Source organism: Pseudomonas graminis, assembly GCF_013201545.1.
In the GTDB taxonomy this organism is placed as follows: domain Bacteria; phylum Pseudomonadota; class Gammaproteobacteria; order Pseudomonadales; family Pseudomonadaceae; genus Aquipseudomonas.
The window spans coordinates 3408161-3422063 of record NZ_CP053746.1 but is presented as its reverse complement, the minus strand read 5'-3'; the positions used below and the strand labels follow the sequence as shown (position 1 = coordinate 3422063).

The 13903-nt window shown below is 59.0% G+C and carries 20 protein-coding genes and 1 tRNA gene; 8 read left to right on the top strand and 13 right to left on the bottom strand.

Annotation, left to right across the window (positions count from 1 at the left end):
* Positions 1-211: 211 nt before the first annotated feature.
* The 7 genes from FX982_RS24475 to FX982_RS15220 form a co-directional block, all read right to left on the bottom strand.
* On the bottom strand, positions 212-397 hold the full coding sequence (locus FX982_RS24475) for a hypothetical protein (RefSeq protein WP_254074799.1): 186 nt from the start codon (positions 395-397) through the stop codon (positions 212-214).
* Positions 360-746 carry a hypothetical protein gene (locus tag FX982_RS15245; RefSeq protein ID WP_172613063.1) on the bottom strand — a complete coding sequence of 129 codons (387 nt, stop codon included), beginning with the start codon at positions 744-746 and terminating at the stop codon, positions 360-362. Before FX982_RS15245 ends, FX982_RS24475 begins: the two co-directional genes overlap by 38 nt.
* Positions 747-787: 41 nt before the next feature.
* Positions 788-1105: a phage holin, lambda family gene (locus tag FX982_RS15240; RefSeq protein ID WP_065989191.1), complete on the bottom strand. Its 318-nt coding sequence runs from the start codon at positions 1103-1105 to the stop codon at positions 788-790.
* Between the two features lie 234 nt (positions 1106-1339).
* Positions 1340-1699, bottom strand: coding sequence for a hypothetical protein (locus tag FX982_RS15235; protein WP_172611479.1), 360 nt, complete (start codon positions 1697-1699; stop codon positions 1340-1342).
* Positions 1700-1704: 5 nt separating this feature from the next.
* The gene (locus FX982_RS15230) at positions 1705-1884 is read right to left on the bottom strand and encodes a Com family DNA-binding transcriptional regulator (protein ID WP_254074931.1); all 180 of its coding nucleotides are present in this window, start codon (positions 1882-1884) and stop codon (positions 1705-1707) included.
* Between the two features lie 70 nt (positions 1885-1954).
* Complete coding sequence (locus FX982_RS15225; RefSeq protein ID WP_172611477.1) at positions 1955-2809, bottom strand: putidacin L1 family lectin-like bacteriocin; 855 nt, start codon at positions 2807-2809, stop codon at positions 1955-1957.
* A 4-nt stretch (positions 2810-2813) separates the two neighbouring features.
* The gene (locus tag FX982_RS15220; RefSeq protein WP_172611476.1) at positions 2814-3002 is read right to left on the bottom strand and encodes a Com family DNA-binding transcriptional regulator; all 189 of its coding nucleotides are present in this window, start codon (positions 3000-3002) and stop codon (positions 2814-2816) included.
* A gap of 497 nt (positions 3003-3499) precedes the next feature.
* Here FX982_RS15220 and FX982_RS15215 point away from each other — a divergent pair, with 497 nt between their 5' ends.
* Positions 3500-3820 (top strand): DUF1654 domain-containing protein, encoded by a 321-nt coding sequence (locus FX982_RS15215; protein WP_172611475.1) that lies wholly within the window; start codon positions 3500-3502, stop codon positions 3818-3820.
* A gap of 90 nt (positions 3821-3910) precedes the next feature.
* On the opposite strand, the gene FX982_RS15210 is transcribed toward FX982_RS15215, so the two are convergent.
* Both FX982_RS15210 and FX982_RS15205 read right to left on the bottom strand, forming a co-directional pair.
* Entirely contained in the window at positions 3911-4723 is an 813-nt protein-coding gene (locus tag FX982_RS15210; RefSeq protein WP_172611474.1) for an XRE family transcriptional regulator, read from the bottom strand.
* A 186-nt stretch (positions 4724-4909) separates the two neighbouring features.
* Positions 4910-5000: transfer RNA gene (locus FX982_RS15205), tRNA-Ser, on the bottom strand.
* A gap of 170 nt (positions 5001-5170) precedes the next feature.
* On the opposite strand from FX982_RS15205, the gene FX982_RS15200 reads away from it, so the two are divergent.
* The 7 genes from FX982_RS15200 to FX982_RS15170 all read left to right on the top strand — a co-directional run bounded on the left by FX982_RS15200 (position 5171) and on the right by FX982_RS15170 (position 9441).
* Entirely contained in the window at positions 5171-5842 is a 672-nt protein-coding gene (locus tag FX982_RS15200; RefSeq protein ID WP_122536358.1) for a Bax inhibitor-1/YccA family protein, read from the top strand.
* Positions 5843-5956: 114 nt separating this feature from the next.
* Positions 5957-6349: a sulfurtransferase complex subunit TusD gene (tusD, locus tag FX982_RS15195; RefSeq protein ID WP_172611473.1), complete on the top strand. Its 393-nt coding sequence runs from the start codon at positions 5957-5959 to the stop codon at positions 6347-6349.
* 1 nt (position 6350) lies between these two features.
* On the top strand, positions 6351-6713 hold the full coding sequence (tusC, locus tag FX982_RS15190; protein WP_172611472.1) for a sulfurtransferase complex subunit TusC: 363 nt from the start codon (positions 6351-6353) through the stop codon (positions 6711-6713).
* A complete protein-coding gene (tusB, locus tag FX982_RS15185) occupies positions 6713-7012 on the top strand; it encodes a sulfurtransferase complex subunit TusB (RefSeq protein ID WP_172611471.1) in 300 nt (99 codons plus the stop codon). The genes tusC and tusB overlap by 1 nt, the downstream gene beginning before the upstream one ends.
* Positions 7009-7344 carry a TusE/DsrC/DsvC family sulfur relay protein gene (locus FX982_RS15180; RefSeq protein ID WP_122625281.1) on the top strand — a complete coding sequence of 112 codons (336 nt, stop codon included), beginning with the start codon at positions 7009-7011 and terminating at the stop codon, positions 7342-7344. Before tusB ends, FX982_RS15180 begins: the two co-directional genes overlap by 4 nt.
* Positions 7341-8342 (top strand): glycosyl transferase family protein, encoded by a 1002-nt coding sequence (locus FX982_RS15175; protein WP_172611470.1) that lies wholly within the window; start codon positions 7341-7343, stop codon positions 8340-8342. Before FX982_RS15180 ends, FX982_RS15175 begins: the two co-directional genes overlap by 4 nt.
* Positions 8343-8439: 97 nt before the next feature.
* Positions 8440-9441: a glutathione S-transferase family protein gene (locus FX982_RS15170; RefSeq protein ID WP_172611469.1), complete on the top strand. Its 1002-nt coding sequence runs from the start codon at positions 8440-8442 to the stop codon at positions 9439-9441.
* A gap of 70 nt (positions 9442-9511) precedes the next feature.
* Here FX982_RS15170 and cysG read toward each other — a convergent pair whose 3' ends face one another.
* Genes cysG through FX982_RS15150 form a run of 4 tightly spaced genes read right to left on the bottom strand, consistent with a single transcriptional unit; the run spans position 9512 to position 13900 of the window.
* Positions 9512-10906 (bottom strand): siroheme synthase CysG, encoded by a 1395-nt coding sequence (gene cysG / locus FX982_RS15165; protein ID WP_172611468.1) that lies wholly within the window; start codon positions 10904-10906, stop codon positions 9512-9514.
* A complete protein-coding gene (gene serS / locus FX982_RS15160) occupies positions 10907-12187 on the bottom strand; it encodes a serine--tRNA ligase (protein WP_172611467.1) in 1281 nt (426 codons plus the stop codon).
* 16 nt (positions 12188-12203) lie between these two features.
* Positions 12204-12578 (bottom strand): fluoride efflux transporter CrcB, encoded by a 375-nt coding sequence (crcB, locus tag FX982_RS15155; RefSeq protein ID WP_065989163.1) that lies wholly within the window; start codon positions 12576-12578, stop codon positions 12204-12206.
* A complete protein-coding gene (locus FX982_RS15150) occupies positions 12578-13900 on the bottom strand; it encodes a replication-associated recombination protein A (RefSeq protein ID WP_172611466.1) in 1323 nt (440 codons plus the stop codon). The genes crcB and FX982_RS15150 overlap by 1 nt, the downstream gene beginning before the upstream one ends.
* Positions 13901-13903: the final 3 nt, after the last annotated feature.

Sequence of the window (13903 nt, the reverse complement as noted above, 5' to 3'; positions counted from 1 at the left end):
AAAAAAATAGCCCGCTCAACGGCAGACCAGGCAAATCGGATGTGCTTTTTTAGGCGGGAGTTGGAGAATCGCCTGCGCGCGACAGGCAGCGGTCCAATACGGTTTTCCTGCATGATCATCGGGAGTGTTCGAAGCCAGGCGCGAAGAAGAACCAAGACCTTTCACGGTTCACGGCCACGTCCAGATTCGACGCATCTCAAATGAAATGAGCTTATTTATTCTTGCTTCGAACAATCTGCGCATCGACCTGGTCGGCGCATGTGTCGAGCAGCTCGATGGCCAGATCTTTCAGCTCCCATACGTCGCCGTTGTCACGCAAATCGGTATCCTCCGCATTGACCCGCTCGCACGGAATCAGCTCAGGGGCCTCCAGCCTTATGGCGGTTGTCTTTGTCACCACTTGAGGCTTTGCCGCGCAGGCCGTCAGGCAGAGGCTGAGCAGCCCAATCACGAACAGGTTTGCTGTAGCGCTTGAGATCATCGAATTCTTTCCTCGCCTTCTTGGCTTTGTCCTCGCTGGCCTTGATGCGCTTGTTCAGATCGGCGGTGTAGTTGGCGTTACGCTGCGCTTCGGCGCGCAGCGTGGTGATCGTGGCCTGGCTTTCGTTATTGGCATCGACTGCTTCCTGCCTGGCATTGGCCTCGACAGTGATGGCCCCTTGCAACGTGACCACGCGGATCTGCTGGATGGCAATCAGCAGGCCCATGACGATGGCAATGACGATGGCGACCGCAACGGTTCGCAATGTGGCGCCTACCTTGGCAACTGCGACAACGGGTTCGAGGCTCATAACGAATCCGCCTTGCGTCCGAGGAACCGGATGATCAGCTCGCGGATCGCCGTCACGCCGATGAACCCTATGGTGCCGCCGGCGGCTACGGACAGGCTCGACGGCCAAGCCATCCATTCGATGACGCTGCTGGCTGACAGGCTCAATGCACCACAGATCAGCGCCTCGAGCACAACACGCCATTTGTTGGCTTCTTTGCCTTCATAGAGCACGCGCAATAGGGAAATGGTTGCGGCCATGATCGCTCCTTGCCAGAGCGGCGTCGTGATGATCAGCCAGACGTGCGCCCAGAAGTCAGGTGTTTTTTCCGGCATCTTCGTCGACCTCCGACAGTCCGCCCTTTCGGGCTCGGGGAATGGGGCAGCCCTGCAGCACTCCTGGCTCAGAGCGATAGGCGTGGCAGGGCTGAAAACTAAAAAGCCTCGGTAAATGCCGAGGCTCTGAATAAGTGCATGTCTTGCCACGGTGCGCGCCAAAGCGGCCCCGGAACTAATGAGCGAAGCCCGACCCAATTGCCGGGCTTCGCTTCTACATCAACAACGGGGTGCTTACGCTGCAACCACATCCCAAGTGATAGCCAGCGAGCCGGTTACAGCGGTTGAACCCCAGCTGCCGCTCGTTACCCACAGCCCCATCCCTGCAGGAATAAACAACGGGTTTGGCATTTCAACCTGGGAGTTGACGCCAGAGACGCCGTTGCCGTTGCCATTGAAAATCATGCGAGTGTTCAGGTCGCCAATCGATGCTGGTGGAGTGAGAGATGCATACAGGTTCACAAAACCACTTGCAGGGTTGATTGACGCGGTCTGGATGACCAAGCCGTCGGTGTTTTCGCTGGGGGCAACGAGTTGAACCATCCCGTTAGGCATAACGGTGCGGAAGTGTTTGCCGATTTTAACTACGCTCATAATGATTACCTTTGAGTTGAATGATTTTCTGCGGAGGATTCCGCATTCATGTCGCTCAAAGGCGATAGCTCGGGGCGCGAGGCCCTCACATGATTCAACGTCCCGCATCGGGAACATTTGATCTGGAGCTGCTTCATCTCACCGACAGTGGCGAGAAGTCTTTTGCGCTTTTCACATTTGCCCAGCCCCGCACGCCAAAACCCACTTGAAGATACGTTAGGGTCGAGACAGGCGGGTGAGCCGCTTTAATTCCGATTAGAACTCATAGCCAATGTGAAAGTAGGTTGGAAACGCATCAGTACCGTTTTCGACCGGATCCGTATGATCCGGGTAGAAGACCGGCCGGGATTTCGTTTTCTTCGGCTCCCATCCAAATCGCGCCCAGACCGGAACACCGGTGCAAATTACAAATGCGCCGTTGCTTTGCAACTGTGCGTAAGCTCCGGGAAATTTGCCAGTTTGAGTGTTCCACAGCGGTACGCCGGTAGACGAATAAATTACGAAGTTGCCGTCACCTTGCATAACCGCGGTCTTGGCGTCTTTGCCATAGGTATTGGTGTGCCAGACGACCGCGCCCGCTTTTGTATAAACCACCAGATTACCATCGGCTTGGAAGACCAAAAAGAAATTGCCTGCTGGATACTGCCGTCCCATTTCCAGAGAGGTTCCAGGCGGGATGATATTCACGAGCGTACCGGCTTGCAGATCCACGTGAGCACTGGAGTAAACAGGGAGAATATCCAGAATCACTACGTTCGCATCATCCTGAACCACCAAGTGGCATCGGTCCGCCTGATCTTCTTTAGTGACGTTCCCAAAAGTTTGCCACTGGCGTTGACGCAGTGAATCCTCCAAACAAGCGTTACCGGCTACGTAAAGACGAGTCATCTTGAAAGGTTGATGTACGTAGTCACTACTGTAAGGCTGATCGTTATTCGCGGCCCACAGAGCAGTATCACCGTCCCAGAGCGCGAGATTAGAGTCCGACTGAAGGACAAGTCGATACCGGCCATTTGGAGAAACCAGGTATTGGCCTACAGCCATTGATTGCCTAGGAGGCAGTGTCGATGTACCTGAACCGGCGAATAGAGTTGGTGCTGGATTTTTCATTTTATTACCCTTGAGTCGAATGATTTTGTGCGGAGGATTCCGCATTCATGTCGCTCAGAGGCGATAGCTCGGGGCTCGTGGCCTTCACATGATTCAACGTCCCGCATCGGGAACACTTGATCTGGAGCTGTGTCATCTCACCGATACGGGCGAGAAGTCTTTTGCACTTTCCACATCTGCAATCTTTCAACATTCTGCGAAGCCTTTTGGTTTTTGCCAGACTCCGCCCCGCTCGCGCGGAGAGTAAAAGCCTCGGCCGGTTTGCAGTTAAAACCTGCGATCTGGCGATCCCTGTGAGTGTTAGTGCACCCCGCCTGACTGCCCCCTCTTTCTTCGTTGATTTCCCGTCTGACCCTGCTGCCAAGGCCAGCCAGTGAAATCGGTGATTCCGTTCTGCTTGAAGAGCTCTGATCCAGTCGATCCCTTGTCGGGGCTGGGAGACCACTTCGCTGGTCCCTGGCTATCTGGCGGCTTCACCAGTCATGTACCGCTGCGGTATATCGCTGCGATGGGTGTAAATTAGCAAACGCTAAATGGCGCGTCAACAGCTAATGCTAAATTCTTTACGCGGCTGTGATGGATGTCGGTCGCTCGAGGTAGGCCGATATTTCTGACAGGGGTTTTGCAAACAGCTGACTGCCGTTATGCTTACGAAAGCTGTACGTATATACAGTAACCAAGGAGAAACTGATGTCCCTACCAGAGAAGAAAAAGCCTCAAGAGCGCGAGCCCATGTCCAGCCTGGAGCGCCTGAACCTAAGGGTGGCGGGCATGATCAACCACCCAATCGCCCAGGATCAGATGTGGGTGACGATCCATAAGCTGGAGACTGACGGCGATCGAGAGTGGAACGAGGTGATGGGGGCAATTGCGGAAGTGGATGGGATAGACATGGTTTTCAACGATGAAGACCGCTCGGTCACGCTGAAGTGGGTGGCGCCGTCAGATAACGATCCGCGCGTCCAGGTGCGGGACGAATTCGAGGTATTGGAGGAAGCCGCGCCTTTCTAAGGGCACAAAAAAGCCCGCTTGTTAAGCGGGCGTCTGTACCTTCAACAAACCGCCTGTGCCGGTCCTGGTTGGCAACGTCCGTTAACGCAACTAGGCCTTCCTTGCGTTCCAAATCAATAAAACCTTCGCATGGATCGTCACGTCGTCGATCCTTGCCGTCTGGTTCTCATAATGCTGATTGTCTGAAATCAGCCTGTAATTCTCTTCGTCCAGTCGCATCACGCGCTTGATGTACAGCTCTTGGTGCCAGGTCAGTACGTAGATGCCCTCACCGATGAAGTCCTGCACGCCTTTGTCGACGATCACCAGGTCTTTATCGTTGATGGTTCCTTCCATGCTCTGGCCCCAGCCACTGATCATGGCCAGAGCTGTCTTCGAGGTGTAAGTCACACCTTTCTCGCGAAGAATCTCCTCTCTGACAACCAGGTTGCGTACCACCTCATTGTAATCAGGCGGCACCTGTCCGTGACCCATCGCTGCACGTATGTCGTACTGGCGAATGACAATCTCTTCATTGGTAGGACGAAGAGCGGCAAAATTGGCCGGAAGCACATCTGTGTTATGCCCATCCGGGTCGGCAGCCGCCGCCACAATCCGGTCCCGCGCCTCATTTGAAAAGCCTTTCACCTTGGCAAGTGACTGTTTGAGCTGTTCCAGTGCTGAAAGCCCCGCCTTCACTGCTGGCGCCGAAGTCTCGGACGCAGCAGGGCTGACCAGGCTTCCCGAAGGGAGGCCGATCTTCTCTTCCAAATTCGCAGCGGCTTTCTCGCCGAGGTTTCGGTGCCCGTTAAGAATCTGGGACAGATACGACGCATCAAGGCCGTGCTTATTGGCGAACTCTTTCTGGGAGGCCCCGGCCATCAGGGCTTTAAGGGCTTCAGCTCTAAGCTTGTTAATGTCCATGTCCCATCATCGCTTCCGGTTAGCATACAGTAAATTACGGTCTGCTATCATTTGTATAATTAGCGCTTGCTAATTTTCAAACAGGCCGGGCAGGATGCTCCGATAGATTACGATCAACTGCAGCCCAGCGAAACCAGACCCCGGAAACGAAAAAAGCCCCGCAGATGCAGGGCTTTTTACTGTGTTTGGCGGGGAACTAGGGATTCGAACCCTAGAAACGCTATTAACGTTCGCCGGTTTTCAAGACCGGTGCATTCAACCACTCTGCCAATTCCCCGAAGCATCTGGCGTTGGAGGTTTGTGAACCCCTCCGTCGCTTTGCGGGCGCCATAATACCGTAATGAAACAAGCTGTCAAACTCTCCGGCTAGCGCACTGCGTCGCCTCTGTTATGATCTTTGCAACTTGAGGTTTCAAACCCTTCATTTTTACCATCAGGAGTAGCGCCATGCGCGAACAGGATTACGCAGTCAACAACCGCGTGCAGGTCGAGCAGCTAGAGGTTAGCCGCGTCCTGCGCAACACTTACGGCCTTCTGGCCCTCACCCTCGCCTTCAGCGGCGTCATGGCATTCGTCTCCCAGCAGATGAACTTCCGTTACCCGAATGTCTTCGTTGTGCTGATCGGCTTCTACGGTCTGTTCTTCCTTACCAACAAATTGCGCGACTCGGCGTGGGGTCTGGTTTCTGCGTTCGCGCTGACAGGTTTCATGGGGTTCATCCTCGGCCCGATCCTCAACCGTTACCTCGGCATGCAGGGCGGCGCTGAAGTCGTCGGTTCCGCGTTCGCGATGACGGCATTGGTCTTCGGCGGTCTGTCGGCCTACGTGCTGATCACGCGCAAGGACATGAGCTTCCTCGGCGGCTTCATCACCGCTGGCTTCTTCGTGTTGCTGGGGGCCGTGGTGGCCAGCATGTTCTTCCAGATCAGCGGCCTGCAGCTCGCGATCAGCGCCGGTTTCGTACTGTTCTCGTCGGTCTGCATTCTGTTCCAGACCAGCGCGATCATTCACGGCGGTGAGCGCAACTACATCATGGCGACCATCAGCCTGTATGTATCGATCTACAACCTGTTCATCAGCTTGCTGCAGATCTTCGGCATCATGGGCAGCAAAGACTGATCAGTTTGCCCGCTTCAACAAAAAGCCCGCTTCGGCGGGCTTTTTGCTGTCCGGCGTTCGTGAATTCTTTATCATTGCGTCCATGTTCCCTGTCAGCGCACCACCGAGCCGCCCATGAAGTTCGCCATCGCCCTGCATTCGCCCGCCCACGCGCCGTCCTCCCGACGCGCGTTGCTGTTCGCCAAAGCCGCATTGGCGCAGGGCCACGAAATCGTGCGCCTGTTCTTCTATCAGGACGGCGTGCACAGCGCGTCCGGCAATGTGGTGTCGCCCCAGGACGAGTCGGACACCGCCGCGCAATGGCGTGATTTCGTCACCACCCACCAGCTTGACGGCGTGGTCTGCATTGCCGCCGCCCTGCGTCGGGGCGTGTTGAATGCTGAAGAAGCGGAGCGCTACTCGCGACCTGCGGCAAACCTTGCGGCACCCTGGGAGTTGTCGGGACTGGGTCAGCTGCATGACGCGATCCAGGCGGCTGATCGCTTGATCTGCTTTGGAGGGCCATGACGTGGCGAAGTCATTATTGATCATCAGCCGTCAGGCGCCATGGGCGGGTCCGGATGCCCGCGAGGCGCTGGATATTGCCCTGGCCGGCGGCGCGTTCGATCTGCCGATGGCCATGCTGTTCATGGACGACGGCGTATTGCAGTTGGCGACGGCGCAGAACGCCAGTCAGGTGCAGCAGAAAGACCTGACCGCCAACCTCCAGGCGTTGTCGATGTTCGGCGTGGAAGACCTGTTCGCCTGCGGCAGCAGCCTGAATCAGCGAGGGATGCAGCCGACCGCGCTGAGTGTCGAGCCACTTGAGGTACTGGATGACCTGCAAATCGCCGCGCTCATCGACCGTTACGACCAGGTGATAACGATCTGATGGCTACCCTACACGTACTCTCTCACTCCCCTTTTACCGACGCGCGCCTGAGCAGTTGCCTGCGCGTGCTCGGCAGTCAAGACGCGATCCTTTTGTGCGGCGACGCGACCTATGCGTTGCACGCAGACACCGCCACCGCTGAGGCACTGAGCGCGAGGACCGGCAGCCTGAAGCTGTTCGTGCTCGATGAAGACGCCACCGCTCGAGACATCGCGCTGCCTGACTGGGCCGAAAGTGTCGACTACGCCGGCTTCGTCGCACTCTCGGTACACTACGACAAGGTCAACACGTGGCTATGAACCCGCTCATCGTCGACGGGCGCAGTGTTGCGCTGGACAAAGACGGCTATCTTGAGGACCTGCACGACTGGTCCAACGAAGTCGCCGAAGCCCTGGCCCTTGAGGCAGACATCGCCCTGACGCCCGATCACTGGGAAATCCTCGAATTGCTGCGGGCGTTCTACGCGGAGTTTCAGCTGTCCCCGGCCACGCGACCGCTGGTCAAATACACCGCACTGAAGCTGGGCGCCGACAAGGGCAACAGTTTGCACCTCAATCGTCTGTTCAACGGCACTCCCGCCAAACTTGCCGCCAAGCTGGCGGGCCTGCCAAAGCCGACCAATTGCCTATGACCGACTTCACTTCCCTCGTCACCGAAACCCCTGCCGAGCATCCCTTCGCGCCTTTCGTTCGCATTCTCGGCAAAGGCAAACGTGGTGCGCGCAACATGACCCGCGCCGAAGCACGGGAGGCCATGGGCATGGTGCTCGATGAAAAAGTCGAAGACACCCAGCTCGGGGCTTTTCTGATGCTGCTGCGGCACAAGGAAGAGAGCCCGGACGAACTCGCGGGCTTCACCGAGGCCGTGCGCGAACGTCTGCACGCGCCAGCGCTGGCAGTCGACATCGATTGGCCGACCTACGCCGGCAAAAAGCGCCATCTGCCGTGGTACTTGCTGTCGGCCAAGTGCCTGGCGCAGAACGGCGTCCGCGTACTGATGCACGGCGGCGGCGCCCATACCGCTGGCCGCCTGTACAGCGAGCAGTTGCTGGAGCTGTTGGGCATTCCGCTGTGCCGAAACTGGCAAGCGGTGGGTGAAGCACTGGAGCAGCAGAACATCGCGTTCTTTCCCCTTGGCGACTGGGCGCCGCAGCTGCAGCGCATGATCGATCTGCGCAACACGCTGGGGCTGCGCTCACCGATCCACTCGCTGGCGCGCATTCTCAATCCCCTGGGCGCGCGGTGCGGGCTGCAGAGTATTTTCCATCCGGGCTATCAGGGCGTGCATCGTGACGCCAGCAGCCTGCTCGGCGACCACGCCATCGTGATCAAGGGCGACGGTGGTGAAGTCGAGATCAACCCGGACACCATCAGTCATTTGTACGGCACTACCGATGGCCAGCCGTGGGACGAAGAATGGCCGGCGTTGTCGGACCGTCGCCACGTGAAGCCGGCGACCCTCGACCCGCAGCATCTGGTCGCGATCTGGAAAGGCGATGTCGAGGACAGTTACCCGCAACTGGCGCTGATTGCGACCATGGCGCTGGCACTGCGGGGCTTCGGGATGCCGCGGGCTGAAGCCTTCGCCCGGGCGGAGCAGTACTGGGCAAACCGCAACAGATCGATTTAGCCGATAGCTACCCCCCAGTCTTTGCGCTATTCGTTCGAACGATTGTCTTTAGACTGATCTCCAACGTACTTCGGTACAGCTCAATTTGGAGTCAGATATGGGCCTTCTCGTTGAAGGACGCTGGCAAGACCAGTGGTACGAAAGCAGCAAAGACGGCGCTTTTCAGCGCGAGCAGGCCAAACGGCGGAACTGGGTCACCCGCGATGGTCGGCCCGGACCGTCGGGTGAAGGCGGCTTCAAAGCGGAGGCCGGTCGTTACCATTTGTACGTTTCCCTTGCTTGCCCATGGGCCCATCGCACGTTGATCGTGCGCAAGCTCAAGGGTCTGGAAGGTTTGATCGACGTCTCCGTTGTCAGCTGGCTGATGCGCGAAAACGGCTGGACGTTCGATAAGCAGAAAGGGTCTACCGGCGACGCGCTGGATGGCCACACCTTCATGTACCAGCGCTACCTCGCCGACACCGCCGATTACACCGGTCGGGTGACGGTACCGGTGCTGTGGGACAAGCAGCTGAATCGCATCGTCAGCAACGAGTCGTCGGAAATCATCCGGATGTTCAATTCGGCGTTCGACGACCTGACCGGCAATCGCCTGGATCTCTACCCAGAGCCGCTGCGCAACGAGATCGACCGGCTGAACGACCGTATCTACCCGGCCGTGAACAACGGTGTCTATCGCGCCGGATTCGCGACCTCACAGGGTGCTTACGAAGAGGCTTTCGATGAAGTGTTCGCCGAGCTCGATGCGCTGGAAACGCTGCTGAGCGAGAAACGCTACCTGGCGGGTGAATACCTGACCGAAGCGGACGTGCGCCTGTTCACCACACTGATTCGCTTTGACGCGGTGTACCACGGGCACTTCAAGTGCAACCTGCGGCGCATTGCCGACTACCCGAACCTGAGCAACTGGGTGCGGGAGATGTATCAATTGCCGGGCGTGGCCGAGACGGTGGACTTCGTGCACATCAAGCATCACTACTACGCGAGCCACGCCACCATCAACCCGACCGGCGTCGTGCCAAAAGGGCCGCAGCAGGATTTCAGCGGCGAACATGATCGCGGGCGTTTGAACGGGAAAGGGATTTTGCAGAACGGCTGATGGGTTTCAGTTAACGCTGAAACCCCACCTGCCTCTCCACCGCAGAACCTTTTGAAAGACTGCGGTGGAATCAAACGCTCGCCTGCGCCCCTTCGAACCACGCCAGCTTTTCCCGCAACTTCACCACTTCACCCACGATCACCAGGGTCGGCGCATGGACTTCGTGCTCGGCCACCAACTGCGGCAGGTTGGCCAGCGTGCCGGTGAAGACACGCTGGTTGACCGTGGTGCCCTGTTGAATGAGCGCAGCGGGGGTGTCGGCCGCGCGTCCGTGCTTGATCAGTTGTTCGCAAATAACCGGCAGCCCGATCAGACCCATGTAGAGCACCAAGGTCTGCGAGGGCGAAACCAGATCCTTCCACGGCAGGTCGGTGGTGCCGTTCTTCAGGTGGCCGGTCACGAAACGCACGGACTGCGCGTGATCGCGGTGGGTCAGTGGAATCCCGGCGTACGCCGCGCAACCACTGGCGGCCGTAATACCCGGCACAACCTGAAAGGGAATACCGTGGGCCGCCAACTCTTCGATCTCTTCACCGCCACGGCCGAAGATGAACGGATCACCGCCCTTCAGTCGCACCACGCGTTTGCCCTGCTTGGCCAGATCCACCAATTGCTGGTTGATCTGATCCTGGGGCAAGGCGTGATCGGCGCGCTGCTTGCCCACGTAGACGCGGTCAGCGTCGCGGCGGCACAAGTCCAGAATCGCCGGCGCTACCAGGCGGTCGTAAAGCACGACATCCGCCTGCTGCATCAAACGCAAGGCGCGAAAGGTCAGCAGATCAGGATCGCCAGGTCCTGCGCCCACGAGGTACACCTCACCGGTCGTGGCCGGCGCATCGCCGTCGATCTTCGCTTGCAGCAACCGCTCGGCTTCAGCGCCCTGCCCGGCCAATTGCCGGTCAGCGATGGGCCCCTGGAATACATCTTCCCAGAACGCCCGGCGCTGCTGAACATTGGGAAACAGCCCTTTGACCTGATGCCGAAAGCGTGCGGCCAGACCGGCCAGATGCCCGTAGGTCGGTGGAATCCAGGTTTCCAGCTTGGCGCGGATCAGCCGTGCCAGCACCGGCGCATCGCCACCGCTGGACACCGCGATCACCAGCGGCGAACGGTCGACGATCGCCGGGAAGATCACGCTGCACAGCGCAGGCGCATCCACCACATTGACCGGCACACCACGCTGGCGGGCATCGGCTGACACCTGCGCGTTAAGCGGCTCGTCATCGGTGGCAGCAATGATCAGCACGCAGCCGTTGAGGTCCGACTCGGTGTAGCCGCGCAGAATCTGTTCCCCGCCGCTGCGCTCGATCAGCTCGCGCACTTCCGCTCCGATCTCGGGGGCAACCACACGTAGCACTGCACCGGAATCAGCCAGCAGGCGAGACTTGCGCAAGGCAATCTCGCCGCCGCCCACCACCAGCACCCGGGCGCCCCGAAGGTTATGGAACAGCGGCAGAAATTCCATCTAGCCGATCACCTCGATCCCGCCCATCCACGGCTTGAGGACCTCCGGCACGCGGATCGAGCCGTCGGCTTGCTGGTAGTTTTCCAACACCGCCACCAGCGTGCGACCCACTGCGAGGCCAGAGCCATTCAGCGTGTGAACGAGTTCCGGCTTGCCGGTTTCCGGGTTGCGCCAGCGGGCCTGCATGCGACGCGCCTGGAAATCGCCGCAGTTGGAGCACGAGGAGATTTCACGGTATTTGTCCTGACTCGGGATCCACACTTCCAGGTCATAGGTCTTGACCGCGCTGAAACCCATGTCGCCGGTGCACAGTGCCAGTACGCGGTACGGCAATTCGAGCAATTGCAGAACGCGCTCGGCGTTACCGGTCAGGCTCTCCAGTGCTTCCATGGATTTTTCCGGCTCGACGATCTGCACCATCTCGACCTTGTCGAACTGATGCTGACGGATCATGCCGCGGGTATCACGGCCCGATGCGCCGGCTTCGCTGCGGAAGCACGGGGTATGAGCAACAAACTTCAACGGCAACTGTTTGGCGTCGAGGATTTCACCCGAGACGATGTTGGTCAGCGACACTTCGGCGGTCGGGATCAGGTACAGATCGGCTTCGCCTTCGCGGGAGATCTTGAACAGGTCTTCTTCGAATTTCGGCAACTGGCCGGTGCCCTGCAACGCAGGCGCCTGGACCAGATACGGCGTGTAGGTCTCTTCGTAACCGTGCTCGTTGATGTGCAGCGTGATCATGAACTGCGCGAGCGCACGGTGCAGGCGCGCAATCGGGCCACGCAACAACGCGAAACGGGCGCCGGAGAGCTTGGCGGCGGTTTCAAAATCCAGCCAGCCGAACTTCTCGCCCAGGGCGACGTGGTCCTGAACCGCGAAATCGAACGACGCCGGCGTGCCCCAGGTGCGCACTTCGACGTTTTGTTCTTCGTCAGCGCCCACTGGCACTGACTCGTGGGGCAGGTTCGGCATGCTCAGGGCCATGGCATCAAGTTCGGACTGGATGGCGTCCAGCTCTTTCTTGCCAGTGCTCAGCTCTTCGGCCATGCGATCGATGTCAGCCATCAGCGGTTCGATGTCTTCGCCGCGCTGTTTGGCCTGACCGATGGATTTGGAACGGGCGTTACGCTCGGCCTGAAGCTGTTCGGTGCGGGTCTGCACGGTCTTGCGCTGGGCTTCCAGCGCTTCGATGCGGGCGACGTCCAGCGTGAAGCCACGGGAAGCCAGGCGATCCGCTACGTCCTGAAGTTGAGTACGCAGCAGTTTGGAGTCGAGCATATCGGTCTCTCGTATATTAAATTCGGGTCAAAGACAGGCCGGCCCACGTTGCGAGCAGCCCGCCCAGTACGCTGATGAGGGCGTAGCCAATGGCCAGAGGAGCCTGGCCGCTTTCAAGCAGACGAATCGTGTCCAGTGAGAAAGACGAGAACGTCGTCAAACCACCGAGGAATCCAACCATCAAACCAGCGCGCAGCTCGATCGGGACTTCCGGGCGAATCAGAAACAGCCCGTAGAGCAGACCAATCAGCAGGCAGCCCACCAGATTCACGGCGAGCGTTGCTGTGTAGAAATAGCGCGGCCAGTTCGCAGCGACGACGTTAGCCGTCGCGAAACGCAGTAATGTACCAGCCACGCCACCGGCGGACACGGCAAGAATCAACTGAATCACTATTTTCTCCGCTGACGTGGGCTGGCGCGGTCGAGCGCTGACAGGTGTTTGAGTTTTTCGCCGATTTTCAGCTCAAGGCCGCGGGGGACCGGCTGGTAATACTGGCGCGGTTCGAGCTCGTCGGGGAAATAATCCTCACCCGCAGCGTAAGCGTCCGGCTCGTCGTGGGCGTAGCGGTATTCTTCACCATAACCGAGCTGCTTCATCAGCTTGGTCGGCGCGTTGCGCAGGTGCAGCGGGACTTCCAGCGAGCCATGCTCGGTGGCTTCGCGCATGGCCATTTTAAAACCCATGTACACAGCGTTGCTCTTCGGCGCACAGGCCAGGTACACGATGGCCTGGGCCACGGCCAACTCGCCTTCCGGACTGCCGAGGCGTTCCTGGACGTCCCACGCCGACATGCACAGCGGCAAGGCGCGCGGATCGGCGTTACCGATGTCTTCACTGGCCATGCGCACCACGCGCCGTGCCAGATACAGCGGATCGCAGCCGCCGTCGATCATCCGCGCGAACCAGTACAACGCAGCGTCGGGATTGGAGCCGCGAATGGATTTGTGCAGCGCGGAAATCTGGTCGTAGAACGCTTCGCCGCCCTTGTCGAAGCGACGGCGACTGTCGCCAAGCAGGCTTTGCAGCAACTCGGGGTCAATTTCGCTGCCGTCTTCGGCCAGGTCCGAGGCGTTCTCCAGCAGATTGAGCATCCGCCGACCATCGCCATCTACCGCAGCCAGAAGCGTCTGGAAGGCCTCGTCGCCCAGGGTCAGATGCCGATTGCCCAGCCCGCGTTCTTCGGTTAACGCACGATTGACCAACTGACGCAGCGCACCCTCGTCCAGACTTTTCAGCACATAGACCCGGGCGCGGGACAGCAGCGCGTTGTTGAGTTCGAAGGACGGGTTTTCAGTGGTGGCGCCAATGAAGATCAGCGTGCCGTCTTCGACGTAGGGCAGAAACGCATCCTGCTGCGACTTGTTGAAGCGGTGCACTTCGTCGACGAACAGAATGGTCCGGCGGCCGTACTGGCCGGCCTGTTGCTTGGCGATCTCCACCGCCTGACGGATCTCTTTGACCCCGGCCAGCACCGCCGACACCGTTTCAAAGTGCGCGTCGGAGACTTTCGCCAGCAACCGCGCCAGCGTGGTTTTTCCCACGCCGGGCGGCCCCCAGAAAATCATCGAGTGCAGCGCGCCCTGCTCCAGCGCTTCACGCAGCGGCTTGCCGTGGGCGAGCAGATGCTGCTGGCCGACGTACTCGTCCAGGTTGGTCGCTCGCAGGCGGGCGGCCAACGGTTGCGCGATCGGTTCAGTGCTGAACAGGTCCATTAA

Bases quoted from the DNA above. Each gene is read 5' to 3' on its own strand.
- FX982_RS15240 (WP_065989191.1), bottom strand. From the start codon at position 1,105: ATGCCGGAAAAAACACCTGACTTCTGGGCGCACGTCTGGCTGATCATC.
- FX982_RS15235 (WP_172611479.1), bottom strand. From the start codon at position 1,699: ATGAGCGTAGTTAAAATCGGCAAACACTTCCGCACCGTTATGCCTAAC.
- FX982_RS15225 (WP_172611477.1), bottom strand. From the start codon at position 2,809: ATGAAAAATCCAGCACCAACTCTATTCGCCGGTTCAGGTACATCGACA.
- FX982_RS15220 (WP_172611476.1), bottom strand. From the start codon at position 3,002: ATGTTGAAAGATTGCAGATGTGGAAAGTGCAAAAGACTTCTCGCCCGT.
- FX982_RS15215 (WP_172611475.1), top strand. From the start codon at position 3,500: ATGTCCCTACCAGAGAAGAAAAAGCCTCAAGAGCGCGAGCCCATGTCC.
- FX982_RS15210 (WP_172611474.1), bottom strand. From the start codon at position 4,723: ATGGACATTAACAAGCTTAGAGCTGAAGCCCTTAAAGCCCTGATGGCC.
- FX982_RS15200 (WP_122536358.1), top strand. From the start codon at position 5,171: ATGCGCGAACAGGATTACGCAGTCAACAACCGCGTGCAGGTCGAGCAG.
- tusD (WP_172611473.1), top strand. From the start codon at position 5,957: ATGAAGTTCGCCATCGCCCTGCATTCGCCCGCCCACGCGCCGTCCTCC.
- tusB (WP_172611471.1), top strand. From the start codon at position 6,713: ATGGCTACCCTACACGTACTCTCTCACTCCCCTTTTACCGACGCGCGC.
- FX982_RS15180 (WP_122625281.1), top strand. From the start codon at position 7,009: ATGAACCCGCTCATCGTCGACGGGCGCAGTGTTGCGCTGGACAAAGAC.
- FX982_RS15175 (WP_172611470.1), top strand. From the start codon at position 7,341: ATGACCGACTTCACTTCCCTCGTCACCGAAACCCCTGCCGAGCATCCC.
- FX982_RS15170 (WP_172611469.1), top strand. From the start codon at position 8,440: ATGGGCCTTCTCGTTGAAGGACGCTGGCAAGACCAGTGGTACGAAAGC.
- cysG (WP_172611468.1), bottom strand. From the start codon at position 10,906: ATGGAATTTCTGCCGCTGTTCCATAACCTTCGGGGCGCCCGGGTGCTG.
- serS (WP_172611467.1), bottom strand. From the start codon at position 12,187: ATGCTCGACTCCAAACTGCTGCGTACTCAACTTCAGGACGTAGCGGAT.
- FX982_RS15150 (WP_172611466.1), bottom strand. From the start codon at position 13,900: ATGGACCTGTTCAGCACTGAACCGATCGCGCAACCGTTGGCCGCCCGC.